General features: G+C 71.1%; 22 protein-coding genes. 5 read left to right on the forward strand and 17 right to left on the reverse strand.

Annotation, left to right across the window (positions count from 1 at the left end; translation table 11 throughout):
• Positions 1-180: 180 nt before the first annotated feature.
• Both ACLLJJ_RS05195 and ACLLJJ_RS05200 read right to left on the reverse strand, forming a co-directional pair.
• Positions 181-387, reverse strand: coding sequence for a hypothetical protein (locus tag ACLLJJ_RS05195; RefSeq protein ID WP_347120967.1), 207 nt, complete (start codon positions 385-387; stop codon positions 181-183).
• 188 nt (positions 388-575) lie between these two features.
• A complete protein-coding gene (locus tag ACLLJJ_RS05200; RefSeq protein WP_434588072.1) occupies positions 576-842 on the reverse strand; it encodes a hypothetical protein in 267 nt (88 codons plus the stop codon).
• A 231-nt stretch (positions 843-1,073) separates the two neighbouring features.
• Between ACLLJJ_RS05200 and ACLLJJ_RS05205 the strand changes: the two genes are divergently transcribed.
• Positions 1,074-2,351, forward strand: a complete 1,278-nt coding sequence (locus ACLLJJ_RS05205; protein WP_434588073.1) for a protein kinase domain-containing protein — start codon at positions 1,074-1,076, stop codon at positions 2,349-2,351.
• Positions 2,352-2,477: 126 nt separating this feature from the next.
• On the opposite strand, the gene ACLLJJ_RS05210 is transcribed toward ACLLJJ_RS05205, so the two are convergent.
• The 6 genes from ACLLJJ_RS05210 to ACLLJJ_RS05235 all read right to left on the reverse strand — a co-directional run bounded on the left by ACLLJJ_RS05210 (position 2,478) and on the right by ACLLJJ_RS05235 (position 12,079).
• Positions 2,478-3,296: a TrmH family RNA methyltransferase gene (locus ACLLJJ_RS05210; RefSeq protein ID WP_434588074.1), complete on the reverse strand. Its 819-nt coding sequence runs from the start codon at positions 3,294-3,296 to the stop codon at positions 2,478-2,480.
• 64 nt (positions 3,297-3,360) lie between these two features.
• Positions 3,361-4,650, reverse strand: coding sequence for a uroporphyrinogen-III C-methyltransferase (gene cobA / locus ACLLJJ_RS05215; RefSeq protein WP_434588075.1), 1,290 nt, complete (start codon positions 4,648-4,650; stop codon positions 3,361-3,363).
• A 575-nt stretch (positions 4,651-5,225) separates the two neighbouring features.
• Positions 5,226-8,726: a nicotinate-nucleotide--dimethylbenzimidazole phosphoribosyltransferase gene (cobT, locus tag ACLLJJ_RS05220; protein ID WP_434588076.1), complete on the reverse strand. Its 3,501-nt coding sequence runs from the start codon at positions 8,724-8,726 to the stop codon at positions 5,226-5,228.
• Between the two features lie 382 nt (positions 8,727-9,108).
• Positions 9,109-10,335, reverse strand: a complete 1,227-nt coding sequence (gene cbiE / locus ACLLJJ_RS05225) for a precorrin-6y C5,15-methyltransferase (decarboxylating) subunit CbiE (RefSeq protein WP_434588077.1) — start codon at positions 10,333-10,335, stop codon at positions 9,109-9,111.
• A 94-nt stretch (positions 10,336-10,429) separates the two neighbouring features.
• Positions 10,430-11,116, reverse strand: a complete 687-nt coding sequence (locus ACLLJJ_RS05230) for a GNAT family N-acetyltransferase (protein WP_283518903.1) — start codon at positions 11,114-11,116, stop codon at positions 10,430-10,432.
• 102 nt (positions 11,117-11,218) lie between these two features.
• Positions 11,219-12,079, reverse strand: coding sequence for a MetQ/NlpA family ABC transporter substrate-binding protein (locus ACLLJJ_RS05235; RefSeq protein ID WP_434600305.1), 861 nt, complete (start codon positions 12,077-12,079; stop codon positions 11,219-11,221).
• A gap of 92 nt (positions 12,080-12,171) precedes the next feature.
• On the opposite strand from ACLLJJ_RS05235, the gene ACLLJJ_RS05240 reads away from it, so the two are divergent.
• On the forward strand, positions 12,172-13,770 hold the full coding sequence (locus ACLLJJ_RS05240) for an ISL3 family transposase (RefSeq protein WP_434588078.1): 1,599 nt from the start codon (positions 12,172-12,174) through the stop codon (positions 13,768-13,770).
• A 114-nt stretch (positions 13,771-13,884) separates the two neighbouring features.
• Here the strand turns inward: ACLLJJ_RS05240 and ACLLJJ_RS05245 are convergent, their stop codons facing one another.
• From ACLLJJ_RS05245 to ACLLJJ_RS05255, 3 genes are all read right to left on the reverse strand, one after another.
• Complete coding sequence (locus ACLLJJ_RS05245; protein WP_434588079.1) at positions 13,885-14,556, reverse strand: methionine ABC transporter permease; 672 nt, start codon at positions 14,554-14,556, stop codon at positions 13,885-13,887.
• Positions 14,553-15,629, reverse strand: a complete 1,077-nt coding sequence (locus tag ACLLJJ_RS05250; protein ID WP_434588080.1) for a methionine ABC transporter ATP-binding protein — start codon at positions 15,627-15,629, stop codon at positions 14,553-14,555. Before ACLLJJ_RS05250 ends, ACLLJJ_RS05245 begins: the two co-directional genes overlap by 4 nt.
• A gap of 386 nt (positions 15,630-16,015) precedes the next feature.
• Positions 16,016-16,669 carry an HAD family hydrolase gene (locus ACLLJJ_RS05255; RefSeq protein WP_434588081.1) on the reverse strand — a complete coding sequence of 218 codons (654 nt, stop codon included), beginning with the start codon at positions 16,667-16,669 and terminating at the stop codon, positions 16,016-16,018.
• 52 nt (positions 16,670-16,721) lie between these two features.
• On the opposite strand from ACLLJJ_RS05255, the gene ACLLJJ_RS05260 reads away from it, so the two are divergent.
• Complete coding sequence (locus ACLLJJ_RS05260) at positions 16,722-17,081, forward strand: hypothetical protein (RefSeq protein ID WP_434588082.1); 360 nt, start codon at positions 16,722-16,724, stop codon at positions 17,079-17,081.
• A 1-nt stretch (position 17,082) separates the two neighbouring features.
• Complete coding sequence (locus tag ACLLJJ_RS05265; protein WP_434588083.1) at positions 17,083-17,520, forward strand: hypothetical protein; 438 nt, start codon at positions 17,083-17,085, stop codon at positions 17,518-17,520.
• Here ACLLJJ_RS05265 and ACLLJJ_RS05270 read toward each other — a convergent pair.
• From ACLLJJ_RS05270 to ACLLJJ_RS05280, 3 genes are all read right to left on the reverse strand, one after another.
• A complete protein-coding gene (locus ACLLJJ_RS05270) occupies positions 17,517-18,020 on the reverse strand; it encodes a GNAT family N-acetyltransferase (RefSeq protein ID WP_434588084.1) in 504 nt (167 codons plus the stop codon). The genes ACLLJJ_RS05265 and ACLLJJ_RS05270 overlap by 4 nt on opposite strands.
• A gap of 37 nt (positions 18,021-18,057) precedes the next feature.
• Positions 18,058-18,618, reverse strand: coding sequence for a sigma-70 family RNA polymerase sigma factor (locus ACLLJJ_RS05275; RefSeq protein ID WP_434588085.1), 561 nt, complete (start codon positions 18,616-18,618; stop codon positions 18,058-18,060).
• An 86-nt stretch (positions 18,619-18,704) separates the two neighbouring features.
• Positions 18,705-19,874: a glycerophosphodiester phosphodiesterase gene (locus tag ACLLJJ_RS05280; RefSeq protein ID WP_434588086.1), complete on the reverse strand. Its 1,170-nt coding sequence runs from the start codon at positions 19,872-19,874 to the stop codon at positions 18,705-18,707.
• A gap of 268 nt (positions 19,875-20,142) precedes the next feature.
• Here ACLLJJ_RS05280 and ACLLJJ_RS05285 point away from each other — a divergent pair, with 268 nt between their 5' ends.
• The gene (locus ACLLJJ_RS05285; RefSeq protein WP_283518921.1) at positions 20,143-20,814 is read left to right on the forward strand and encodes a lysophospholipid acyltransferase family protein; all 672 of its coding nucleotides are present in this window, start codon (positions 20,143-20,145) and stop codon (positions 20,812-20,814) included.
• A gap of 85 nt (positions 20,815-20,899) precedes the next feature.
• Here the strand turns inward: ACLLJJ_RS05285 and ACLLJJ_RS05290 are convergent, their stop codons facing one another.
• From ACLLJJ_RS05290 to argH, 3 genes are all read right to left on the reverse strand, one after another.
• Positions 20,900-22,441: an MFS transporter gene (locus tag ACLLJJ_RS05290; protein WP_434588087.1), complete on the reverse strand. Its 1,542-nt coding sequence runs from the start codon at positions 22,439-22,441 to the stop codon at positions 20,900-20,902.
• On the reverse strand, positions 22,438-22,989 hold the full coding sequence (locus tag ACLLJJ_RS05295; RefSeq protein ID WP_434588088.1) for a TetR/AcrR family transcriptional regulator: 552 nt from the start codon (positions 22,987-22,989) through the stop codon (positions 22,438-22,440). Before ACLLJJ_RS05295 ends, ACLLJJ_RS05290 begins: the two co-directional genes overlap by 4 nt.
• Before the next feature lie 70 nt (positions 22,990-23,059).
• Entirely contained in the window at positions 23,060-24,487 is a 1,428-nt protein-coding gene (argH, locus tag ACLLJJ_RS05300) for an argininosuccinate lyase (protein WP_434588089.1), read from the reverse strand.
• Positions 24,488-24,516: the final 29 nt, after the last annotated feature.

The raw sequence follows: 24,516 nt of genomic DNA on the forward strand, positions 1-24,516 counted from the left end.
GCCTCATCCCACGCGCGTGCCCAGGTCGGGGTGCCGCGGATCCGGGCGCGAAAAAGGCGCTGCCCGGACAGCTCCCCAGCTGTCCGGGCAAACGCAGCCGCCCGCCGCACCCCCGTCCCCACGGGGTTGAATGGCCGGATACTCCGGCCCGGTCCGCTCTACCGGGCCTGTGGACGCCGCTCAGCGTCCGAGCATCACACCCACGGACGACGCTTGTGTAACCACTGCTTCCCAGCCGCCGAAGACGACTACGAGAAGCACGGCCAGGGGAAGCACCATGGCTGTCGCCACCAACGGGTGGCGCGTACCGGACGCGCGGCCGCCGAACGAGGCGAATGCCTTGCGTCCCTGCGTGCGGATCATTGCCCGCGATGCCGTGTCCGCCATGGTCCCTCTCCTGTCGTATTTGGCAGCGGCGGGCGTTTGACCTCGGGGGACGAGTGCTCCACCCGCCGCTTGACTTCAACATTAGGGGCGCGGCGGCGGCCGGTCGTCATGCCCGCGTACTGATTGCCGGGCCTCCCGGAGGATGAGCCACCACCCGGCGACGTACTCCCCTGGGTGGAGAGCGGGCCCTATGCCTTGGGGTCTTCCCGGAGGGGTCGCTCCTGATGTTCCGAGGCGTCCTCCCTGGGGACCGGCTGCTCGACCAGGGCGAGCACCCTGGTCGCCATGAACCGCGCGGTGCGCACCACCGAGCCGCTGCGGGTGACTTCGCTCACTTCGACCACCCCTCTACGGACCGCCGTTTCCACCCGGCGGCCCGCCCTGGAGGCCACTACTTCGTACGTCCTGGTCGTGTCTCCCGCGTCCACGACTATCTCCACCCGATCACCCTTCATTGATCCAATCCCCCTTCTGCGACGGACCATTGAGATCTCGCACGCGCCGGGGAGCGCGGATCCCGCACCCCCTGACCACTCTTCAAGTTTCCCACCCGGCACTGACAATCGGTCGATTCACGAGGGCGCGGCCTATGAGCACACCGGCCCGCAGGTACGTAAGCTGTGCCACGTCGAACGGACCGGTCAGCAGCGGGGTGGGGGAGGCCCCACCGGAGGTAGGGGACGGACATGGCGATGATGCGGCTCCGGCGCGAGGACCCGCGTGTCGTCGGCTCGTTCAGGCTTCACCGGCGGCTGGGCGCGGGGGGCATGGGCGTCGTGTATCTGGGCTCCGACCGGCGCGGTCAGCGGGTCGCCCTGAAAGTGATCCGGCCGGACCTGGCGGAGGATCAGGAATTCAGGTCGCGCTTCGCCCGCGAGGTGTCCGCCGCGCGGCGCATCCGCGGCGGCTGTACGGCGCGGCTGGTGGCGGCCGACCTGGAGGCCGACCGGCCCTGGTTCGCGACGCAGTACGTACCAGGCCCGTCACTGCACGACAAGGTCGCCGAAGAGGGTCCACTGCCCGCTTCCGAGGTGGCCTCGATCGGTGCGGCGCTCTCGGAGGGGCTGGTGGCCGTGCACGAGGCCGGTGTAGTCCATCGGGACCTCAAGCCTTCGAACATCCTGCTGTCGCCCAAAGGCCCGCGGATCATCGACTTCGGCATCGCGTGGGCGACCGGCGCGAGCACCCTCACGCACGTGGGTACGGCGGTGGGCTCCCCCGGTTTCCTCGCGCCCGAGCAGGTCAGGGGCGCGGCGGTCACGCCGGCCACGGACGTCTTCGCGCTGGGCGCCACTCTCGCGTACGCCGCGACCGCCGATTCGCCCTTCGGGCAGGGCAGTTCCGAAGTCATGCTCTACCGGGTGGTGCACGAGGAGCCGCAGCTGCTGGGCGTGCCCGACGCGCTGGCGCCGCTGGTGCAGGCCTGCCTCGCCAAGGACCCGGAGGAACGTCCCAGCACGCTGCAGCTCTCGATGCGGCTCAAGGAGATCGCCGCGCGAGAGGCCCAGGGGGGCGGTGAGAGCCGGCCGCCCGCCCAGCGGGTCGACCAGGAACCGCCGACCGGGCGGCTCGCCGAGCGGTATGCCGAACAGGACACCCAGCAGGGGCGTACGACGGGCCCGCACGCTACCCGCGCGCAGGCCCCGCGCTCCTCGTCCGCGCGCACCGGTTCACGCCCCCCGCAGGCCCGCAACACGACCCGCTCCGGCTCGCGCGCGGGTGCGCGGCCCGGCACCAGGCCCGGTACCAGGCCCGGCACTCGGACCTCTTCGGGCGGACGGCGCCCGGCCAACCCGCGACTGCTGCGGCAGCGCATCGTCGTGTTCGTCGTGGTGACGCTGCTGGTGGCGCTGGGGATCGCGGCGGCCCAGGGGTGCCAGGGGCCGGCCCAGGGGCTCGGCGTACAGCAGCAGGGGCCTGGGGCCGACGGGATGCCGAGCTCTAACGGCCCTCGGGTCGGCTGAGCGGGCGGCAGGGTCGGCCGGGTACGGCGGGGTACGACCTGTTTATCGGGCCGTCCGACCGTCCGACTTGCCTCGGGTTGTGTTCTGCCTCGGGTTGTTTTTTTGCCTCGGGCTGCCTGTCCTGTGTCAGGGTTGCGGCCGCCCCGACGCCACCGCGTAGAACGCGACCGCCGCTGCCGCGCCCACGTTCAGTGAGTCCACGCCGTGCGCCATCGGGATACGTACCCACTCGTCGGCCGCGACCAGCGCCCGCGTGGACAGCCCGTCGCCCTCCGCGCCGAGCATCAACGCCACCCGGTCGAGACGGTGCGGGGCGGCTTCGTCGATCGACGAAGCCTTCGCGTCCGGGGTGAGGGCGAGCAGTTTGAAGCCCGCCTCCCGTACCGCCTCCAGGTCCTTGGGCCAGGCCTCCAGCCGTGCGTACGGCACCGAGAACACCGCGCCCATGGAAACCTTGACCGAGCGGCGGTAGAGCGGATCGGCGCAGTCCGGGGAGAGCAGTACCGCGTCCATGCCCAGGGCCGCCGCGCTGCGGAAGATCGCGCCGATGTTCGTGTGGTCGTTGACCGCCTCCATCACGGCGATCCGCCGGGCGCTGCGAAGCAGTTCGCCGGCTTCCGGGAGTGGCTTGCGCTGCATGGACGCCAGCGCGCCGCGGTGCACGTGGTAGCCGGTGACGCGTTCGGCGAGGTCCGGGCTGACGGCATACACCGGGGCAGGGACCTCGTCGATGACATCACGCATGACGTCGACCCACTTGGCCGAGAGCAGCATCGAGCGCATCGTGTACCCGCTCTGCCTGGCGCGCCTGATCACCTTCTCGCCCTCGGCGATGAAGAGGCCCTCGGCGGGCTCACGCTTGCGCCGGAGTTCGACGTCGGTCAGGCCCGTGTAGTCGCTCAGGCGCGGGTCGTCGGGGTCGTCGATGGAGATGAGATCAGCCACAGGGAGATACTGCCTTGTCGTGGGTGCGGTGCCAACGGCCGGGACGGAGCTGCGTTACCGGGGGTTACTGTCCGCCTCGTAGTTTTTTGGCCGCCGCCTCGTGCTTCGCCCCCACGGTGACCACATCGCCGATGACGATGACGGCGGGTGGGCGTACGTCTTCCGTTTTTGCCGTCTCGGCGACCGTCGCCAGTGTCGCGTCCACGCGTCGCTGAGTCGCCATCGTGCCCTCCTGGACGATCGCCACGGGGGTCTCGGGCGAGCGGCCGTGCGCCACGAGGGCGGCGGCGATCGCGCCGATCCGCTCCACAGCCATCAGCAGGACAAGGGTGCCGCGGAGCCCCGCGACCGCCTTCCAGTCGACGAGCGACCGCGGGTCCTCGGGGGCGACATGGCCGCTGATCACCGTGAACTCGTGCGCGACGCCCCGGTGGGTGACAGGGATTCCGGCCGCACCCGGGACACTGATGGAGCTGGAGATACCGGGGACCACGGTGCACGGGATGCCGGCTTCGGTCAGGGCCTCAGCCTCCTCCATGCCGCGGCCGAAGACGAAGGGGTCGCCGCCCTTGAGGCGTACGACCGCCTTGCCGGCCCTGGCATGCTCGATGAGGGCGTTGTTGATGGCCTCCTGGGCCATGAAGCGGCCGTACGGGATCTTCGCGGCGTCGATCACCTCGACGTGCGGCGGAAGTTCGTCGAGGAGGTCGCGCGGGCCGAGCCGGTCGGCGATGACGACGTCCGCCTCGGCCAGCAGGCGCCGGCCGCGGACCGTGATCAGGTCCGGGTCGCCGGGGCCACCGCCGACCAGGGCGACTCCCGGGGTGCGGTCCCGGTGGTGCGGGGCGACGAGAGTGCCGTCGCGCAGACCCTCGACGATCGCGTCGCGGACAGCGGCGGAGCGGCGGGGGTCGCGGCCGGTGAGAACCGCGACGGTCACGCCCTCGCTGCGGCCTGTCGCCGGGGTCCAGGCGGTGGCCGCCTCGGCGTCGTCGCTGCGTACGCACCAGGTCTTGGTGCGGTCTGCTTCGGCGGACGCGGCGTTGTTCGCGTCGGTGTCGGTGGACGCGATCAGGGCGTACCAGGCGTCGGCCAGGTCCCCGTCGGCGTACGGGCGGCGCTCCCAGCGGATCTCGCCCGACTCGGCCATCGCCTCGACGGACGGGGTGGCGGAGGGCGACACCAGAACGATGTCGGCGCCGGCCGCGATGAGCGCCGGGAGGCGGCGCTGGGCGACCTGGCCACCGCCTACCACCACGACCCGCCGCCCGGCCAGGCGGAGTCCGACGGGGTAGGCGGGGTGCGGGTCGCCTGCAGCGGTGTGCGGTGCGCCTGCGGCGTCGTGCGCGGTCATGACGTGCGGCTCCTCGGGCGGGGCAGAGTGCGGGGCGGGGCCGCCACGGCGGTGGAGCGGCGCTGGTGGGGCGGTGTTCGAGCCCTCTGCGAATACTTTACGGGCCGGGGGCGCGTGGGTCTCGGTCGGCCGGGCGGGGGTGGGCGTGTGGGCGGGCCGGGGGTATGGGCCGGGGGCCCGCGTCCGGGGTGCCTGGGGCCGGGTCCGGGGGTCGGGTCCGGGGGTCGGGTCCGGGGGTCGGTGCCGGGGGTCGGTGCCGGGGGTCGGTGCCGGGGGTCGGTGCCGGGGGTCGGTGCCGGGGGTCGGTGCCGGGGGTCGGTGCCGCGGCGGGGCGTCTCCTCGGGTGCCGAACGTTCGGGCACCGCTGCGTGAGGTCCTGCGGTGGTTGCGTTCGACACCCTGCGGGGAGCGCCCCGCCACGTCCCCTCCCGGCAGCGTGCGGGAGCGGCCCCGGGGACTGGAGCGCCCCGCCACGTCCCCTTCCCGCACCGCTTTGGAAACGGTGCCGGGTCCGAGGGTCCTCCACCTGGGGCGAAGCCTCCGGCGCTTGGCGCGTGGGGTCTCGCCCCAGGGGGTTACTTTTCCGTCACGCCTGCCGAGTCGAACGTCGCCACCTCGTGCATCGCACGGGCCGCGCTCTGGACCACCGGGAGCGCCAGCAGGGCGCCCGTGCCTTCGCCCAGGCGGAGGTCCAGGTCGACCAGCGGGCGCAGGCCCAGCTTGTTCAGGGCCGCCACATGGCCCGGCTCTGCGCTGCGGTGTCCGGCGATGCAGGCCGCGAGCGCCTCGGGGGCGATCGCGCGGGCGACCAGGGCCGCCGCTCCCGCGCTGACGCCGTCCAGGATCACCGGCGTACGCAGCGAGGCTCCGCCGAGTACAAAGCCGACCAGTGCCGCGTGCTCCAGGCCGCCGACCGCGGCCAGAACGCCGATCGGGTCGGCCGGGTCGGGCTGGTGAAGTTCGAGCGCACGGCGCACTACATCGATCTTGCGGGCGTGCATCTCGTCGTTGATGCCCGTGCCTCGGCCGGTGACCTCGGCCGGGTCCACGCCCGTGTAGACCGAGATCAGAGCCGCTGAAACTGTTGTGTTGGCGATGCCCATCTCGCCTGTGATCAGCGCCTTGTTGCCTGCGGCGACCAGGTCCCGGGCCGTTTCGATGCCCACCTCGATCGCGGCGAGCACCTCTTCGTGGGTGAGAGCCGGTCCCGTGGTGAAGTCGGCCGTACCCGCACGCACCTTGCGTGGCAGCAGGCCCGGTGTGGCCGGGAGTTCACCCGCGACGCCGACGTCGACGACGCAGACCTCCGCCCCGACCTGGCTCGCGAAGGCGTTGACGACCGCGCCGCCGCCGAGGAAGTTGGCGACCATCTGAGCGGTCACCTCCTGTGGCCATGCGGTGACGCCCTGCGCGTGCACCCCGTGGTCACCCGCGAAGATCGCGACGGCCGCGGGTTCCGGGATCGGCGGCGGGCACATCCGGGACAGACCGCTCAGCTGTGCGGAGATGATCTCCAGCATGCCGAGCGCCCCGGCCGGTTTGGTCATCCGCTTCTGGCGCTCCCACGCCTCGCCGAGCGCCTTGGCGTCCAGCGGGCGGATGTGCGAGACGGTCTCCTGGAGCAGGTCGTGCGGCTCCTCGCCGGGCAGCGCGCGGCGACCGTAGGTCTCCTCGTGGACTACCCAGGACAGCGGGCGCTTCTTGGACCACCCGGCCTGCATGAGCTCGGGCTCCTCCGGGAACTCGTCGACGTAACCCACGCAGAGGTACGCGACGACTTCGAGGTGCTCGGGCAGGCCCAGCGAGCGGACCATCTCGCGTTCGTCGAAGAAGCTGACCCAGCCGACGCCGAGGCCCTCGGCGCGGGCGGCGAGCCACAGGTTCTCGACGGCGAGCGCCGAGGAGTAGGGAGCCATCTGCGGCTGAGTGTGCCGGCCGAGGGTGTGGCGCCCGCCGCGGGTGGGGTCGGCGGTGACGACGATGTTCACCGGGGTGTCGAGGATGGCCTCGATCTTCAGTTCCTTGAACTGCTTGGCACGGCCCTTGGGCAGCGACTTGGCGTACGCGTCGCGCTGGCGCTGCGCCAGTTCGTGCATGGTGCGGCGCGTCTCGGCGGAGCGGATGACCACGAAGTCCCAGGGCTGGGAGTGACCGACGCTCGGCGCGGTGTGCGCGGCTTCGAGGACGCGCAGCAGGACCTCGTGCGGGATGGGGTCGCTGCGGAAGCCGTTGCGGATGTCCCGGCGCTCGCGCATCACACGCAGCACCGCCTCACGCTCGGCGTCGTTGTAGCCGGGGGCGGGGCCGGGGTCGTCCGGGACGGCCTTGGCCGCGGTGGCGGCGGTGACAGGGGTGGCCGCCTCGAACTCGTACTCGGGTACGGCCTCCGGCTCGGGAGCGATCAACGCCGCCGGCTCCGGCTCCGGAGCGAGCAACGCCTCCGGCTCGGGTTCCGCCGCCGGTTGGGCCGCGGGGCCGGCGTCGCGCGGAGCGGGGACGATCGATGCCACGAGGGATTCCTCGGGCTGTACGGGCTCGGGCACCGACTCCGCGACGGGCTCGGGCTGCGCGGTCGGCGGCTCTTCGAGCACCGCCGGGGCGGGCTCGGGCACCGGCTGCGGCTCGGCTTCGGGGCTCACCGACTCGGACCCGGACTCCGCGGACAGGCTCTCCGCCCCAGGTGCGTCAAGTGCATGAGGTGTCGTGGGTGGTGCCTCGGCTGCTTCTGGTGCGGTCCACGTCGTCGCCGGCTGCGGCTCCAGAGCCGGTTCCGCCAACGGCTGCTGCTCGGGTGCGGGCTGCATGAGTACGCGCTGCTCGGGCGCCAACTGCTCTGGCACCGCCGCGGGCGCGTCCTGCGCGATCGGCTCAGGCTGCGTCGGAGTTGGTTGAGGGGCGCTCGGAGCTGTTGCCTCGACGGGGGCGAACTCACCGGCGGCCTGGGGCTGGAGCTCCGGCTCCGGTGCTGCCGCTACCGCCGCAGCCGGGTCAGCGGTGACGTACTCGGGAGCGGGCTGCTCCGCGGCGACGGGGTCGGCGGCCATCGGCGACGGGGCGAGCGGCTCTGCCGCCAGCTGCTCGGGCGCGATGTCCATGAGCGCCGGGGACTCGGCGAAGACCGGCTCGGGTGCGGCAGGTGCTACCGGTTCCGGCTGTGCCTGGATGCTCACGGCCTCCTCCGGCAACGGCTCCGGCGCCGCCCCGGCCGCCGGTTCCGGCGTCGGGGCCTGGATCTGCGGTTCCGGTACCGGGAGTTCCGTCGGCGCGGGTACCGCTACCGGCTCGGCCGCGGACTCCACCGGTGGTTCGGGGGCGGGTTCCGGAGCCACGGGCTCCGGAACGACCGTTTCTGCTGGGGTCTCCCGAACGGCCTGGGGCTGCGGCTGCGGCTGCGGCTGCGGCTGCACTTGAGGTTGCGGCCACGGCGTGGCGACCTGCGACGGGATCGCCCCGAGCTGCGGGCCGGGCAGTACGTCGATCTCCTCGCGCGAAATGTCGAGGTACTCGGGACCGGTGGTGGCAGGACCCGGGTTGCGCAGCGGAACCGGGTACGCCGGGGTGGCGCCGGCGGGACCCCGGTCGGCCAGCGACCGCACGACTCCGGCGGAGCCGTCCGGCACCTGCGGCCCGAGGTGAAGTGGACGGCGCGCAGGGGGCGGCGTCGCCATGGACGCCGGAGCGGCGGACCGGGCCGAGGTCGACACGGGCTGGGGCATCCGTACCCCGTTGAGGTTGACGGAGCCGGAGTCGCGGCCACCGGCCTCGTGCGCACCGGGCTCCGCGCCCTGCGGCACCGGGGCCGTCCGCGGGGCCTGCTGCATCTGCGCGACGGGCTGCATCTGCGGGGCCTGCTGTGCGGGCTGCGCATGCATCTGCGGCTGAGGCGCCGGGATGACCTGCGGGTCGCTCCACGCGCCCTGCGCACCCGGCATCAACAGCAGATCGTCGTCCTGCTCGGTCGTGTTCTCGGAGGGGTCGAGGAAGGTGTACGCGCCCGGAGCGGGGATGCCCGGCTGCTCCACCATGCCTGCGTTCTCCGGCAGTCCCTCGCCCGGGACCTGGCCGGTGTCAGTCATGCTGCATACCCCTCGCCCATCGATTTTGCTCCTTCGGCCCTTCGCCCGACGCCCGCTCGTGGCACACCGGGCGCCCATTCATCAAGAACGAGCGTCCGCGCCACGCGGCACGAAAGGCCCACGGACTCCAAGCATTGTCGCGGCCGTGCGCCACCGCTGCAGGAAGTCCCGCCACGATCCGCTGTGGGCTACGCCACGCTGCGCGCCCCCCGGCCGCGCCGTACCACATAGAGTTCCAAAACGGGCCCCTTTTCCGGACATTGGCGAACGAAGCGCCGAAGGCCTGGCTGCGGTACAACGATCGGCCAGCCTACCCCGCGCCGTGTCGAAGCAGCGTCACGGGGCGCATTCCCGCCCCCGCCCGGCCCCGCCCATCAGGTCCTCAGCGGGTCGCGTCGCGCCGCTCCTGCTGCCCGGAGAGCAGGAAGACCACCGAGCGGTCGCGTTCCGACCAGGCACCGGTGTCGAGTTCGACGGACTGGAGCAGCGCGCACTCGACGGTGTAGCCGCTCTCGGTGAGCGTCCGCCCGATCGCCTCCGCCTCGTCCCGCGTGGACGCGTGCGTCACGATGCGCTCGGGCCTGCGGTCGGCGCAGGCCGAGACGACCGGCACTCCCCCGGCGCCGATCCGTACGACGTCGGGCTCGGGCAGATCCTCCAGCACGTGCGGCGCCTGTCCGTGCACGACCTGGACCTGGACGCCGAAGCGCCGGGCCGACACGGTGGTGCGACCGCAGGCGTCCGCGTCGGAGTCCACCGCGATGACCGCCGCGCCGAACCGGGCCGCCTCCGCCGACAGCGCCCCGCTGCCCGAGCCGATGTCCCAGACCAGGTCGCCGGTGCGTGGCCCGAGCCTGGCCAGCTGGGCGGCGCGCAGTTCGGCCGACTCGCCCTCCCCCAGGTTGTCGCCGTACACCTCGCCGGGCAGCGCCCAGCCTCGTACGGCCGGCGGGTAGCCGGGCTCGCGGCCCGCGATCCAGCCGCTGCCCGGGGCGGCCGGACCACCGGGGCCGCCGATGACGATGACGACGTTGGGGTCGCGCCAGACGTGGTCGGCGACCTTGTCGGAGATGAGGACCGTGATCTGCTCGCGGGTGGTCCCCAGCTCCTCGCAGATGACGAAGGTGCGGTGGACTCCTTCGAGGAGCAGGGCGAGTTCGGCGGGCCCGGCGCCCGGGGAGGTGAGCACCGCGACCTTGGAGTGCGCCCGGCACACGTTGACGGCGCGGCGCAGCGTACGGCGGTGGGCGACGACCGTCTGCGCGTCGTCCCAGGGCATCCCGGCGCGGGCGAACGCGGTGGCCACCGACGAGACGGCGGGCACCACTTCGACCTCCAGGCCGTGCTCGGCGGCGCGCAGTGTCCGTACGACACCGAAGAATCCGGGGTCCCCGTCCGCGAGGACCACGGCGGTGCCCCGGTGCCCCGCGATCCGGCGGGCGGCGAGATCGACGCTGCCGAGGCGGATGCGCTCGGCGCCGGGCGGCACTTCGGGCAGTGCCAGATGGTGCGCGGCCCCGGCGACGAGGGTCGCGGCGGCCAGAGCGGAGCGGGCCGCCGCGGTGAGGGGCGAACCGTCCCAGCCGATCACCGTGACCCGGTCGGCCATCGTCGTCAGTCTCCTGAGGTTGTCGCAGGTCTGGGGCAGCCCGGCGTGGCGGCCGGGGGCAGGGTGAGAGTACCTGGTACGGACCTGGGCGGGGTCAGTTCCAGTCGGTGTAGGTGCCGTAGCCGCCGGCCTCGGCCATCTGGTCGGTGACGCCGTCCAGGTCCTCCGGGAGCAAACTCCAGACGATCAGGTCGGTGCGGATGTCCGTCCAGCCGCCGTCCTGGGTCTGTGTACGCGCTATCCAGGCGTTACGCAGGACGCCCTCGCTGATGCAGCCGATCTTCTGCGCGACCTGCTGCGAGGCCGTGTTGTCCGCGGCGGTGCGCAACTCCAGGCGTTCGAAGCGCTGGTCGCGGAAGATCCATTGGGCCATGGCGAGCACCGACTCGGTGGCGTACCCCTCACCGCGCGCCCAGTGGGCCGTCACATAGCCGATCTCGGTGGCGCGGGTGCGCCAGTCGGTGTGCTTGAGGTGGACGCTGCCGACGAGCCGCTGGGTGAGGAACTCGGTGACGGCGAGGGCGATGCCGCGGCCCTGGGTCCGCTCGGCAGGAGCGATCCTGCGGACCCAGCGTTCGGCGTCACGTGTCGTGTACGGGTGGGGCGCCGACGTCCAGGCGGTGACCATCTCGTCGTTCATCATCTCGGTCAGCGCCGGGATGTCCGACTCGTCGAAGGGGCGCAGCACCAGCCGGTCCGTGCTGATGGAGATGTCCGGGAAGGTGGTAGTCATGCTCACTCCATGCCGTGGACCGTCGTAAAGGACGTAAAGGCACAGCATGCAGCATCGCGGCGGGGGCACGCAGGCGCGGGTCGACGCGGGAAGGCCCCGCGCACCCGGTGGGGGTGGGCGGGGCCTTCGCTCACAAGGGCCGTGCGGGCGTCAGGACTTGACGGCGCCGAAGGCCGGGACGACCTTGCCGTCGTACTTGTCCTCGATGAACTTCTTGACCTCGTCGGAGTTCAGGAGCTTTGCGAGCTTCTGCACGCGTGCGTCCTTCTCGTTGCCCTTCTTGACGGCGAGGAAGTTGGCGTACGGGTTGCCTTCGGCCTTCTCGATCGCCAGGGAGTCCTTGGCGGGGTCGAGGTCGGCCTCGATGGCGTAGTTGCCGTTGATGATCGCGGCGTCGACGTCGTCCAGGGCGCGGGGCAGCGTGGCGGCCTCCAGCTCCTTGAACTCCAGGCCCTTCTTGTCCTTGATGTCGGAGAGCTTGGCGTCCGTGCCGGCGCCGTCCTTCAGCGTGATCAGGCCGTTCTCGGCGAGCAGCTTGAGCGCGCGGCCCTCGTTGGTGGTGTCGTTGGGCACCGCCACGGTCTGGCCGGGCTTGAGGTCCTTGAGGTCCTTGGACTTCTTGGAGTAGAGGGCGAGCGGTTCCAGGTGGACGTTGACGACGGGCACGATGGTGGTGCCCTTCTTCTTGTTGAAGTCGTCGAGGTACGGCTTGTGCTGGAAGAAGTTGGCGTCGACCTCGCCGCTCTGGGTCGCGGTGTTCGGCAGGACGTAGTCCGTGAACTCCTTGACCGTGAGCTTCAGGCCGTTCTTCTCCGCCAGGTTGTCCCTGACGTAGTTGAGGATGTCGCCGTGCGGCGTCGGGGACGCGGCGACGACCAGCGCCTTGGACTCGTCAGCCTTGCCGGACTCGGTCTTGGCGCCCGGGTCGGAGGCGGTGCCGCAGGCGGTGAGGCCCAGGGCGAGGGCGGCGGAGGCGGCGGCAGCCGCGGTGATCTTGAGGTTCTTGCGCACGAAAAGTGGTTCTGTCGCTGATCTTGTGACGGGGCGGGTGGTGTCAGTGGCGGCTGTGATCATGAGCCAGGTGTACTTCACGGAGTTTCGGGGTGTTGTTCCCTCATCTGGCCGGTGTTGTGGTCGAGGTGGTCGAGCGGTCGTTGTCCGGTGTGGTCTCGATGCATGCGCGTGCTCGGTCGTCGGGCGGGGTGTGTCCGCACTGCGGTAGCGCGTCGGGCCGGGTGCACGGACGGTACGTACGGCGGCTCGCGGACGCGGCGGCCAGCGGCGCCGGGGTGGTGATCGAGTTGCTGGTGCGGCGGTTCAAGTGCCTGAACCCCGGGTGCCGGGCGGTGACGTTCGCTGAGCAGATCGCGGGGCTGACCAGCCCGCATGCCCGCTATACGCCGCTGCTGCGCGGCCAGTTGACCTCGATCGCTCTCGCGCTGGCCGGCCGCGCGGGGGCCCGCCTGGCCGGGGTATTGGGCTTGGACGTCGCCAAGGACACTCTGTTACGTCTGGTCCGTGCGGTGCCGGAAGAGCCTGTCGGAGAGATCCGTGTGCTCGGTGTCGACGATTTCGCGCTCCGCAGGGGTGCGACGTACGCCACGATCTTGGTGGACCTGGAGACCCGGCGCCCGGTCGACGTGCTGCCCGGCCGTGAGGCCGAGCCACTGGCCGCATGGCTGAGCAACCACCCGGAAATAGAGATCGTGTGCCGGGACAGGGCCGGAGCGTATGCCGAGGGCACCCGCAGCGGCGCCCCGCAGGCGGTCCAGGTCGCAGACGCCTGGCATTTGTGGCACAACCTCGGCGAGGCGGTGGAGAAGACCGTATCCGCCCACCACGCCTGCGCCCGGGCCGCGTTCGAGAACACCGTACCGGCCAAGCCGCCGCCCAGCGACGACATCTGGCAGACGCCGCCCCCGGTTGACGCGATGCTCGATGTCTGCGGACGCGAACGCCGTCTGGTGACCCGGACCAGGGAACGCTACACCGCAGTGCGGGAACTCCTGGACGGCGGCAGCACGCTGGAGGGGATCTGCCGGACACTGCGGCTGAGCCGCAAAACCGTGCGCCGCTTCGCCCGGGCCACCAGCATCGACGAACTGCTGGTCAAGGCGACAAACCGGTCCACCCTCCTGGACGAGCACACGCCCTACCTCCACCAGCGATGGAACGAGGGCTGTCGCGACAGTGCCCAGCTCCACCAGGAAATCGTCGCCCGGGGGTTCACCGGAAGCATCCAGACCGTCCGCCGCTACCTCCGCCCGTTCAAGACCTCCACCACCGCGCCGCCAGTGCCCCGTCCAGCTCCGCGGCCCCGCCGCATCGTCCGCTGGATCATGACCGCCCCCGGAAACCTGGCAGCCGTGGACGCCGCCGACCTCAAAGAGATCCGGGCCGACTGCCCCGAACTCGACGCCGTCACCGACCATGTCCGCGACTTCGCCGCCATGATGAGCGACTTGCGCGGCGACCAGCTGCCAGCCTGGATGGAACGCGTCCTCGCCGACAACCTGCCCGCCCTGCACTCCCTGGTCAACGGCCTGCGCCGGGACCAGGACGCCGTCACCGCCGGCCTGTCCACCCCCTGGAGCTCAGGCCAGGTCGAAGGCCAGGTCACACGAGTGAAATTCCTCAAAAGGCAAGGATACGGACGAGCCAACCTCGACTTCCTCCGCAAGCGGGTGCTCCTCACACCCTGACCCACCCCGTCACAAGATCAGCGACAGAGCCCGAAAAGTGCCTCTTTCTGGTCTTGCGGGTGGTCGCCCGGACAAGGAGTGCGGGCTTGTGTGGGGAAGAAAGCTCGGGGAGGCCTAGGAGGCGGTGTGGCTGCGGCGGGCGAGGAGCCGTGTCGCGCCGTCGCCGATGAGCTGCACGACGGTCACCATCGCGATCAGGATGGCGACGGTGATGAGCATGAGCTGGGTCTCGAAGCGCTGGTAGCCGTAGGTGACCGCCGTGTTGCCGAGGCCTCCGCCGCCGACCGCGCCGGCCATCGCCGAGTAGCCGACGAGCACGATCACGGTGGTGGTGACGCCGGAGATCAGCGACGGCAGGGACTGCGGGAGCAGCGCCTTGAAGACGACGGTCGGCACGGAGCCGCCCATCGACTGCACGGCCTCGACCAGTCCGTGGTCGACCTCGCGGATCGAGGTCTCGACGAGCCGGGCGAAGAAGGGGATGGCGCCGATGGCGAGCGGCACGATCATCGCGGACGGGCCGATGAAGGTGCCCACCAGCAGCTTCGTGAACGGGATCAGGGCGATCAGCAGGATGATGAACGGCAGCGACCGGCCGATGTTGACGATCGCGCCGACGACCTTGTTGACCGTGAGGTTCTGGAGCAGCCCGCCCTTGTCCGTAAGGACGAGCAGGATGCCCAGCGGGAGCCCGCCGAGGACCGAGACGGCCGTGGCCCACAGCACCATGTAGAGGGTGTCGATGGTGCCCTGCTCCAGCAGTGGCTGCATTTCCGACCAGGTCACTTGGCACCTTCCTTGACCAGCGTGGGCGTCCGCGTCGCCACCTGCGGGGGCGTTTCGCTGCCGGGCGTGTTCTCCTCGACGACCTCGACCTGCAGGCCCTGCTCGCGCAGGAAGCCGACGGGGACGACGTTCTCCTCGTACAGTCCCGGCAGCTCGATGCGCATGCGGCCGATCTGGTTGCCGCCGACGGTGTCCATCGCGGCGCCCAGGATCGAGATGTCGATGTTGTACGTACGGGAGAGCTGGGAGATCACCGGCTGCGTCGCGGCCTCACCGTGGAAGGTGACGTCGATGACGGTCCTGTCGGGGCCCGAGGCCTGGCCGCCGACCGGGAACAGCTCGTGCGCGAGCTCGGAGCCGGGGGTCGCCAGCAGTTCGCTGACCGTGCCGGACTCGACGATCCGCCCACGCTTCATCAGCGCGGCCGAGTCGCAGACCGTCTTGACGACATCCATCTCGTGCGTGATCAGCAGGACGGTCAGGCCGAGCTGCTGGTTGAGGTCGCGCAGGAGCTGGAGGATCGAGCGGGTGGTCTCGGGATCGAGCGCCGAGGTCGCCTCGTCGGACAGCAGCACCTTGGGGTCGCCGGCCAGGGCCCGCGCGATGCCGACGCGCTGCTTCTGACCGCCGGAGAGGTGGGCGGGGTAGGCCTTCGCCTTGTCTGCGAGGCCCACGAGGTCGAGCAGTTCCAGGGCCTTGCGGGAGCGCTCCTGGCCGGAGATCCCGAGGATCTCCAGGGGCAGCTCGACGTTGTCCTTGACGGTGCGCGAGGACAGCAGGTTGAAGTGCTGGAAGACCATGCCGATGCGGCTGCGCGCCGCGCGCAGTTCCTTGCCGGCCCGCCGGCCGCGGCCGGCGAGTGCGGTGAGGTCCTGGCCGTCGACCGTCACGATGCCGGCGGTGGGGCGCTCCAGCAGGTTGACGCAGCGGATGAGAGAGGACTTTCCGGCGCCGCTCTGGCCGATGACTCCGTACACCTCCCCCTCACGGACGTGCAGATCGACGCCGTCCAGGGCGGTGACCTCGCGGCCTCGCGAGGGGTAGACCTTGGTGAGGCCCGTAGTGGTGATCACAGGGTTTCCGTCACTGTCGAGTGCGCGGCGAGGTGTCCGCCGGGCACGGGGCATTCGTCTTGGGGGACGCGGCACGGCCGAGCCGGTGAGTACCGGAGGGCAAAGCGTGCGCGGGGCGGGCCCGGCTCGTCCGGCACATGCGTGGCCGGTCGGGCGCGGGGCGGCTGTCGGGTCTCGCTTCGGGGCGCGAGGCTCGGGCAGGGGCCCTCAGAAGGCGCACATTCGACACATACAACGAGCACCGGGCGTCATCGTCGCCTCGGTCGCAAGGGTGCGGCTGCTCGTCGTGGTCATACAACGAGTAAACCAGACGGCAGTACGGACCGATCACCGCTGTCCGAATAGCGGACTCCCCTGTCTCACTATCGGGGACGGGCCCGATGTCGTCAGTCGGCCGTGACGATCTCCACGCCGTGCTCCGTGGCCCGCGCCGACACCGCCGAGAGGTCCGTGACGACCACGTCGGCCGTCAGCTCGGAGCGGAGGTGCGTTGTGGCCAACGCCACGGTCGTCATGCCCGCCGCGCGGCCGGCCTGGAGCCCGGCCGGGGCGTCCTCGAACACCACGCAGTGGGCCGGGTCCACCCCGAGCCTGCGTGCCGCGAGCAGGAAGGGCTCCGGGTCGGGCTTGCCGCGCGTGATGTCGTCCGCGGCGATCAGTGTCTTGGGGGTGATGCCGACCCGCTCCAGCCGCGCCTCGGCGAGGCGGCGGGTGGCGGAGGTGACGACGGCCCAGCGGTCGGCGGGCAGGCTCGCGAGGAGCTGAGCGGTGCCGGGCAGCAGCACGACGCCGCCGGGGCCGCTCACGTCCTCGACCTCCAGCTGTTCGATACGGGCCACCGCGCCCGGCACGACGTCGGCGGGCAGCAGATCGGCGGCGATCTCCGCGGCGGGGCGGCCGTGCAGCTCGACGCGGGCGAACTCCTCGGCCGTGATGCCGTACTCCTGCGCCCAGCGGGTCCAGCAGCGGATCACCGACTCCATGGAGGACAGGAGTGTTCCGTCGTTGTCGAACAGGAGGGCCTCGGCCTGGATCTTCATGCTGACCGACCCTACGTCCAGTGCCCGTCGCGTCCGTAATACGCTCGTGGTCATGCTCGACGCCCTGACGGTCACGGTTTCCGTGGCCGCGCTCGCACTCGCCGCGTGGTGCGGTTACGCCGCGTTCCGCGATCAGCCCACCAAGGACTGGCACTTCATCGGCATGGCCGTGGTCTCGGTGCTCGCGCTCGCCCAGCTGGTGATCGGCATCGTGCTTCTCGCGCGCGGCGAGAAGCCGGACGAGGGCGCGGTGATCTTCGTCTCGTATCTGATCGGGGCGTTCGCGGCGGTGCCCGCCGCGGGCTTCCTTTCGCTGGGCGAGCGGACCCGCTGGGGCTCTGTGACGGTCTCGGCCGGCGCGGTGGTCCTGGCCGTGCTCGAAGTCCGGCTGCACGACATCTGGGGAGCCTGAGATGAGCGAGTCCGTCGCCGACGAGCAGGACCGGGAGCCGGGCCGCGTCAGGCTGGTCAAGGGGCCCGGGCTGCTGCTGGTGTGGCTGTACGGCGTGATGTCCGTCGGCGCCGTGTCCCGCTCGGCCTACCAGATCGCCACGGAATTCGACCGTGCGCCGCTCGCGTACGCGCTGTCCGCGGTGGCGGCGGTGGTCTACGCGTTCATTACGTACACCCTCGTCCGGGGCGGCGAAAGGGCCCGTAGGGCGGCGCTGGTGTGCTGCGCCGCCGAGCTGGTGGGCGTGCTCGTCGTGGGGACCTGGACAGTGGTGGAGCCGTCCGCGTTCCCGGACACCACCGTCTGGTCCATGTTCGGCAGGGGGTACCTCTTCATTCCGGTGCTGCTGCCGGTCACCGGAATGCTCTGGCTGCGCAGGGCGCGACGCGACACCCCCTAGGCACTCGCGACGTATGCCTGCGCCTCGGTCTCCTTCTCCAGCGTGACGAGGGTGAGTCCGGGGCCGAGCCGCTCGGTGGCCACCGGGGCGTAGCCGTGGCTGCGGTAGAGCCGCAGATTGACCTCGCTGCGGTGGCCGGTGAAGAGCTGGAAGCGCTTGGCGGCCGGCTCCCCCGCGAAGTGCACCTCGATGGCGGCGAGCAGCCGCCCGCCGAGACCGTGGCGCTGCATCCTGGGGTGGACGATCAGCTTGGCGATCCGCGCCGTGCCCGCGTCGTCGACGCTGCCGCGGACCGAGGCGACCACTTCGTCGCCGAGACGGGCCACCAGAGTGTGGCTGCGGCCGAGTTCGGCGCGCAGGTCGTCGAGTGACTGGGTCAGGGGCTCAATGCCGTAGTCGCCGTACAGCTCGGCCTCGCTCTGGTAGCACAGGTACTGCAGCTTCAGGATGTGTTCGGCGTCCTGTTCCGTTGCCGCTGAGATGGTCACGCTCATGCCCATGTGTGCATGCCTCCCGCTCGCCTGCTCCGCCGGTTGCTTACCGCTCCTTTCCCCCTGGGCCAGGAACCGCAACCTCCGCCGCCAGCATTCTGCGCAGGCATCCCAGGCAACGGGAACGCATGGGCCCCAAGCTGCCTTGTGACATTCCCAACTCCCCTGCGATTTCGCGGTAAGTGGGGTCCGCGGGCGACAACATCGCAGCCAACAGCCGCGGGCAGCGCCCCGGCAGCCTGCCGACCGCATCGCGCACCGCGCGCCGACGTTCGGCCCTGAGCGCCTCGCGTTCCGGGCACGCGGCGTCCGTGGTGGCGGCCGGCGGGGCGGCGTGGGGAAGTTCGCGCCGCGCCCGGCTGCGGGCCAGCCGTGCCTCGGCGCGTACGGCGCGGCGCACCCAGAGCGCCGGGTCGGGTGGCGGGCCCGCCCCGTCGAGCAGTTCGAGCAGGCGCAGCCATACGTCCTGTTCGAGGTCGCCCGGCTCGATTCCGGTCCCGGCGGCCTCCGCCCCCGCCTCGGCGGCCAGCAGGGGGCGCAGGGAGCTGAAGAGGTCGGGCACGGGGACGGGCGGGGCGGGCTTCGCGTGACGTACGGGGAGGGTCATGCCACGCGGGACGTGCCGCCGACGGCCCGCGGTTGCCGCCTGCCAGGACAGTCACCCGTCCGTGGCGGCGGCTCCCGCGGCGGCGGTCAGCGTCCGGCGAAGTCGGCGGCCGCGAGCAGCGCGGTGTCCGGGTTGTCGGAGAAGATCCCGTCGATGCCCTGCTCGAAGTACAGCTGGAGCGCGCCGAAGGCGTTCCCGTACGCGGTGGGGTCGGTGCCGCGCCTGAAGTCCGCGGGCAGGAAGGTGTTCTCGTTGCGCATCGTGTACGGGTGCAGGATCAGCCCCTTCGCGTGCGCGTCCCGCACCAGCGTGGTGGGTTTGCCCAGCTTGCCCGCCGCGTCCTTGGGGATGATCAGGTCCAGGGTGGGGCCGAGGCCCTGGGCGAAGCCGGAGATCCACTTCAGGCCCTCGGGCTTGATCAGGTCGTCCACCTTGCGCGGATCGCCCGCCACGACGAAGTCCCACGGGCGGGTGCCCTTGGCGTCGAGCAGCACGACGCGCGGCGCCGAGACCAGCTTGGCGAGGCGGCGCATGCTGGTCGGCTCGAAGGACTGCAGGAAGTTGGGCGAGGACTTCTTGTCACGGCCGTACTCGCGGAGCAGCCTGGCGAGGGGCTCTTCGAGCGGGAGGCCCAGGCCGCGGAAGTAGGTGGGGTGCTTCGTCTCGATGTGCAGCCAGATCCGCCGACCGCGCGACCGCCCCTCCTTCTCGGCCCAGCGCAGTACCTCCTCGAAGGTGGGAATGGCCCAGCGGCCGTCGTAGAGGGTGTTCTCCTGGCGCGTGGCGGGGATCCGCTCCTTGGCGCGCAGCGTCTTGAGCTCGGCGAGCGTGAAGTCCTCGGTGAACCAGCCGGTCAGCGACACCCCGTCCACGGACTTGGTGGCCTTGCGGTCCGCGAACTCGGGGTGGTCGGCGACATCGGTCGTCGCGGTGATGTCGTTCTCGTGCCGGCAGACCAGGTGGCCGTCCTTGGTGGGCACCAGGTCCTGCTCGATGACGTGCGCGCCCAGGTCGAGGGCGAGCTGGTACGAGCCGATGGTGTGCTCCGGGCGGTAGCCGCTGGCCCCGCGGTGCGCGACGACGGTCGGTACGGGAAGAGCGTGGTACGACCCGTGGTCGTCGCGGCCCCGCTGCCCGTCCTGACGGCCTTCGGCTCCCGCCGTGCCCGCCAGGCCGAGTGTGACGCCGCCCGCGCCGAGCACGGCCGCCCCGAGCACGGACCGCCGTCCGGGGTTGTTCTGTCCGGCCTGTGTCATGAACGCTCCTCGTGTGATGTCCCGCACCTGTGAAGTCCACGTACTGCCTGGAAACTGCCTGGAAACCGTCGAAAGTGAAGGCCTGATCGTAGGCGTCTACGTCTTACGCAGACGAGGATGTGGACGGAACGCAGTGGAAACACACGTCAACACTGCGTATCCACTTGATGAACCCGATGTGCGGTCAGGCGGAGCCCGCGAGTATCGTCCTCACCTGCACAGACTTCACTCACAACCAGCCCGCCCAGCCACGACACCGGAGGAAGCGTTGTCCCGTCACGCGCTCATCAAGGCAGTGCTCGGACCGATCATGCGCCTGATGTTCCGCCCACGCGTGGAAGGCGCACAGAACATTCCTGGGACAGGACCGGTCATCCTCGCCGGCAACCACCTGACGTTCATCGATTCGATGATCATGCCGATCTGCTGTGACCGGCAGGTTTTCTACATCGGTAAGGACGACTACGTCACCGGCAAGGGATTCAAGGGCAGGCTGATGGCCTGGTTCTTCACCAGCTGCGGAATGATCCCGGTGGACCGTGACGGCGGCCGTGGCGGTGTCGCCGCGCTGATGACCGGCCGCCGGGTCCTCGAAGAGGGCAAGGTCTTCTCCATCTACCCGGAGGGCACCCGCTCCCCCGACGGCCGTCTCTACCGTGGCCGTACGGGCATCGCCCGTCTCACGCTGATGACCGGTGCGCCGGTGGTGCCGTTCGCGATGATCGGTACGGACAAGCTCCAGCCCGGCGGCGCCGGCCTGCCGCGCCCCGGCAAGGTCACGGTCCGCTTCGGTGAGCCGATGGAGTTCTCGCGCTACGAGGGGATGGACCGCGACCGCTATGTGCTGCGCGCGGTGACGGACTCGGTGATGGCCGAGGTCATGCGGCTCTCCGGCCAGGAGTACGTGGACATGTACGCGACGAAGGCGAAGGCCGCCTGACCGGCGCGAGAGTCCTGGGTACGGCGGAGGGGCGGGCCACGAGTGGCCCGCCCCTCCGCCGTACCTCTGTGCGCCCGCTACACCGTCAGTGCTCCACGCCGTCCTCCAGCTTCTGGCCGCGGAGCATGAACCACGCGGCGACGGCCGTGGCGAAGAGCAGCGCCGAGCCCACCGCGGCGGCGGTCTGGAAGCCGTCGGTGAAGGCGTTCTGCGCCGACGAGAGCAGTTGCGCGCCCACTTCCGGCGACAGTTCCTTCGCGGACTGCACGGCGCCGCCGAGCGAGTCGTGCGCCGCGTCGGCCACCTCGGCGGGGACACCCGATGGCACCGTGAAGCCGCGGTAGATGCCGGTCACGATCGAGCCGAGCAGGGCGATGCCGAGCGCCGCGCCCAGTTCGTACGCCGTCTCCGACACGGCCGAGGCGGCGCCTGCCTGCTCCTTGGGAACACTGGAAAGGATGACGTCCGCGGTCACGGTGAAGGCCATGCCCGCGCCCGCGCCGCCGAGGAACAGGGCCAGGCCCAGCAGCACGACGCCGGTGTCCGCCGAGACCAGCGTGCACGCCGCCAGGGACAGCGCGAGGGCCAGCAGCCCGCCGGAGACCGCGCTGCGGACCGAGGCCCGGCGCGCGGTGTAGCCCGCCAGCAGGCCCGCTCCCACCGCGCCGACCGCGGCGGGCAGTTCGATGAGGCCGGCCTTCAGGGGCGAGTGCAGTTGGACGAGTTGCAGGAACTGCGAGAGGAAGAAGACCAGGCCGGACAGGCCGAGGATGGTCAGCAGGTCCGCCAGGACCGCCCCGGAGAACCCGCGGTGGTGGAAAAGACGCATGTCGAGGAGGGGCGCCGGCAGCGTGAGCTGGCGCCGTACGAACCAGTAGAGGGCGCCCGCGCCGACGACCGCCGCCGCGAGGACGTACCAGTGGAAGCCGTGCGCCGCCGCCTCCTTGACGGCGTACACGACACCGACCATGCCGATGAGGGAGAGGCCGACGCTGGGCAGGTCCCACGGGCCCGGCGCCGGGTTCTTCGACTCGGGCAGCAGCTTGATGCCGACGGCCACCAGGACGGCCATCACCGGCAGGTTGATCAGGAAGACCGAGCCCCACCAGAAGTGTTCGAGCAGGAAGCCGCCGACCACGGGACCGACGGCGGCGCCCGCGGAGGCCGCGGCGCCCCAGATGCCGATGGCGAGGCTGCGCTCCTTGGCGTCGTGGAAGATGTTGCGGATCAGCGCGAGGGTGGACGGCATCAGCGTCGCACCGGCCACGCCGAGCAGCGCGCGGGCGACGATCATCGTCTCGGGGCTGGTGGCGTACGCGTTGAGCACCGAGACCCCGCCGAAGGCGACGGCGCCGACCAGGAGCAGCTTCTTACGCCCGATGCGGTCACCGAGGCTGCCCATGGAGACGAGCAGACCGGCGATGACGAACGAGTAGACGTCACCGATCCACAGCAGCTGGGTGCCGGACGGCTTGAGGTCCTCGCTCAGGAAGGGCGTCGCGAGGCCGAGCACGGTCGCGTCGACGGCGACGAGCAGTACCGCGAGAACAAGAACGGCGAGCGCGAGCCAGCGGGCGGGGCCGCGCGCCGCGTCCGACTGTTTCGCGTGCTGATCAGTGCTGGTCATTTCTCCACGCTCCGCCGTGCCCCGCCGAGCAGCAACTCGACGATCATGTACTGGAAGTCCTTGGCGGCGACCCGCCCGTCGTGGACGGACCACGCGCCGGCGCCCACCAACCCGTACAGCGCCTCGGTCAGCCAGGCCGGGGTGAGGTCGATGCGGAACTCGCCCTGCTCCTGTCCGCGCCGGAAGAGCGCGGAGATCCGGCGGTCGAGCCGGGCCCAGCCGTCGTTGATCTGCTCGCCCTCGAAGAGCTGGTTCTCGGTGACGAGGAAGGCCAGGAGACCGGCGACCGGCTCCACCTCGGCGATGAGCCGCCGCAGCGCGTCCTCGGCCCGGTCCTCGGCGAGCCGGGCGGCGTCCATCGCCGACTCCAGCTCCTGGAGGCCGAAGTCCTCCAGCGCCTTGACCAGGGCGTCACGCCCGGCGAAGTGCCGGTGGAGGGTGGCCCTGCCGATGCCTGCGGCTCGGGCGACCTCGTCCATCGTGGCGGTCGCCCTGCGCGAGAGAAGGGCGGCGGCGGTGCGCAACACCTGTTGGCGGTCGACTGTCATGAGACAACCATAACCACGATGAGACATGGATGTCTCATCGTGGTTATGGTTGAGGGATCTTCAGGGGGCGTCAGTTCTTGGCGGTGGCCCAGGCGTGCTGGACCGCCAGGTCCTGCTTGACCTCGGCGAGCTGGACGGCGACGGCGGACGGAGCCGTGCCGCCGCGGCCGTCGCGGGAGGCGAGGGAGCCGGCGACATTGAGGACCGTACGCACCTCGGGGGTCAGATGCGGGGAGATCTTCGCGAACTGCTCGTCGGTGAGCTCGTCCAGCTCGATACCCTGCTGCTCGCACTCCTTGACGCACTCGCCCGCGACCTCGTGCGCGACCCGGAACGGGACGCCCTGCCTGACCAGCCACTCGGCGATGTCGGTGGCGAGCGAGAAACCGGCCGGCGCCAGCTCCGCCATGCGCTCGCGGTTGACGGTGAGTGTGGCCATCATGCCGGTGAAGGCGGGCAGCAGGACTTCGAGTGTGTCGCAGGAGTCGAAGACCGGCTCCTTGTCCTCCTGGAGATCGCGGTTGTACGCGAGCGGCAGCGCCTTCAGCGTCGCCAGCAGGCCGGTGAGGTTGCCGATGAGACGCCCGGACTTGCCGCGCGCCAGCTCCGCGATGTCCGGGTTCTTCTTCTGCGGCATGATCGACGAGCCGGTGGAGAAGGCGTCGTGCAGGGTGACGAAGGAGAATTCCTTCGTGTTCCAGATGATGATCTCTTCCGCGATCCGGGAGAGATTGATGCCGATCATGGCGGTGATGAAGGCGAACTCGGCGACGAAGTCACGGGAGGCCGTTCCGTCGATCGAGTTGCCGCAGGAGCCGTTCTCGAAGCCCAGGTCGGCGGCGACCGCCTCCGGGTCGAGGCCGAGCGAGGAGCCGGCCAGGGCGCCCGAGCCGTAGGGCGATACGGCCGTCCGGTCGTCCCACTGCCGCAGCCGCTCCGCGTCCCGGGACAGCGACTGGACGTGGGCCAGCACGTGGTGGGAGAAGAGCACCGGCTGGGCGTGCTGGAGGTGCGTACGGCCGGGCATGGCGACGTCGGGGTGCGCCTCGGCGAGGCCGACGAGCGCGTCCTGGAGTTCGGCGACCAGGCCGCCGACGATGCGGGCGTGGTCTCGCAGGTACATCCGGAAGAGCGTCGCGACCTGGTCGTTGCGGGACCGGCCGGCCCGCAGCTTGCCACCGAGGTCCGGGCCGAGGCGCTCAAGGAGCCCCCGCTCCAGGGCCGTGTGGACGTCCTCGTCGGCGATGGTGCCGGTGAAGGAGCCACTCGCCACATCGGCTTCGAGCGCGTCGAGGCCGGCCTGCATCCGGGTCAGTTCGTCCTCGGTGAGCAGCCCCGCCCCGTGGAGCACGCGCGCGTGGGCACGGGAACCGGCGATGTCGTACGGGGCGAGCCGCCAGTCGAAGTGGACCGAGGCGGACAGCTTCGCCAGGGCCTCGGCCGGTCCGTCGGCGAAACGGCCGCCCCAGAGCCGGACGTCACCACTGTTGCTGCTCACTTGCTGCTCCTAAAAGGGGGATGTACGAC

The organism is Streptomyces sp. A5-4 (assembly GCF_051131715.1).
In the GTDB taxonomy this organism is placed as follows: domain Bacteria; phylum Actinomycetota; class Actinomycetes; order Streptomycetales; family Streptomycetaceae; genus Streptomyces.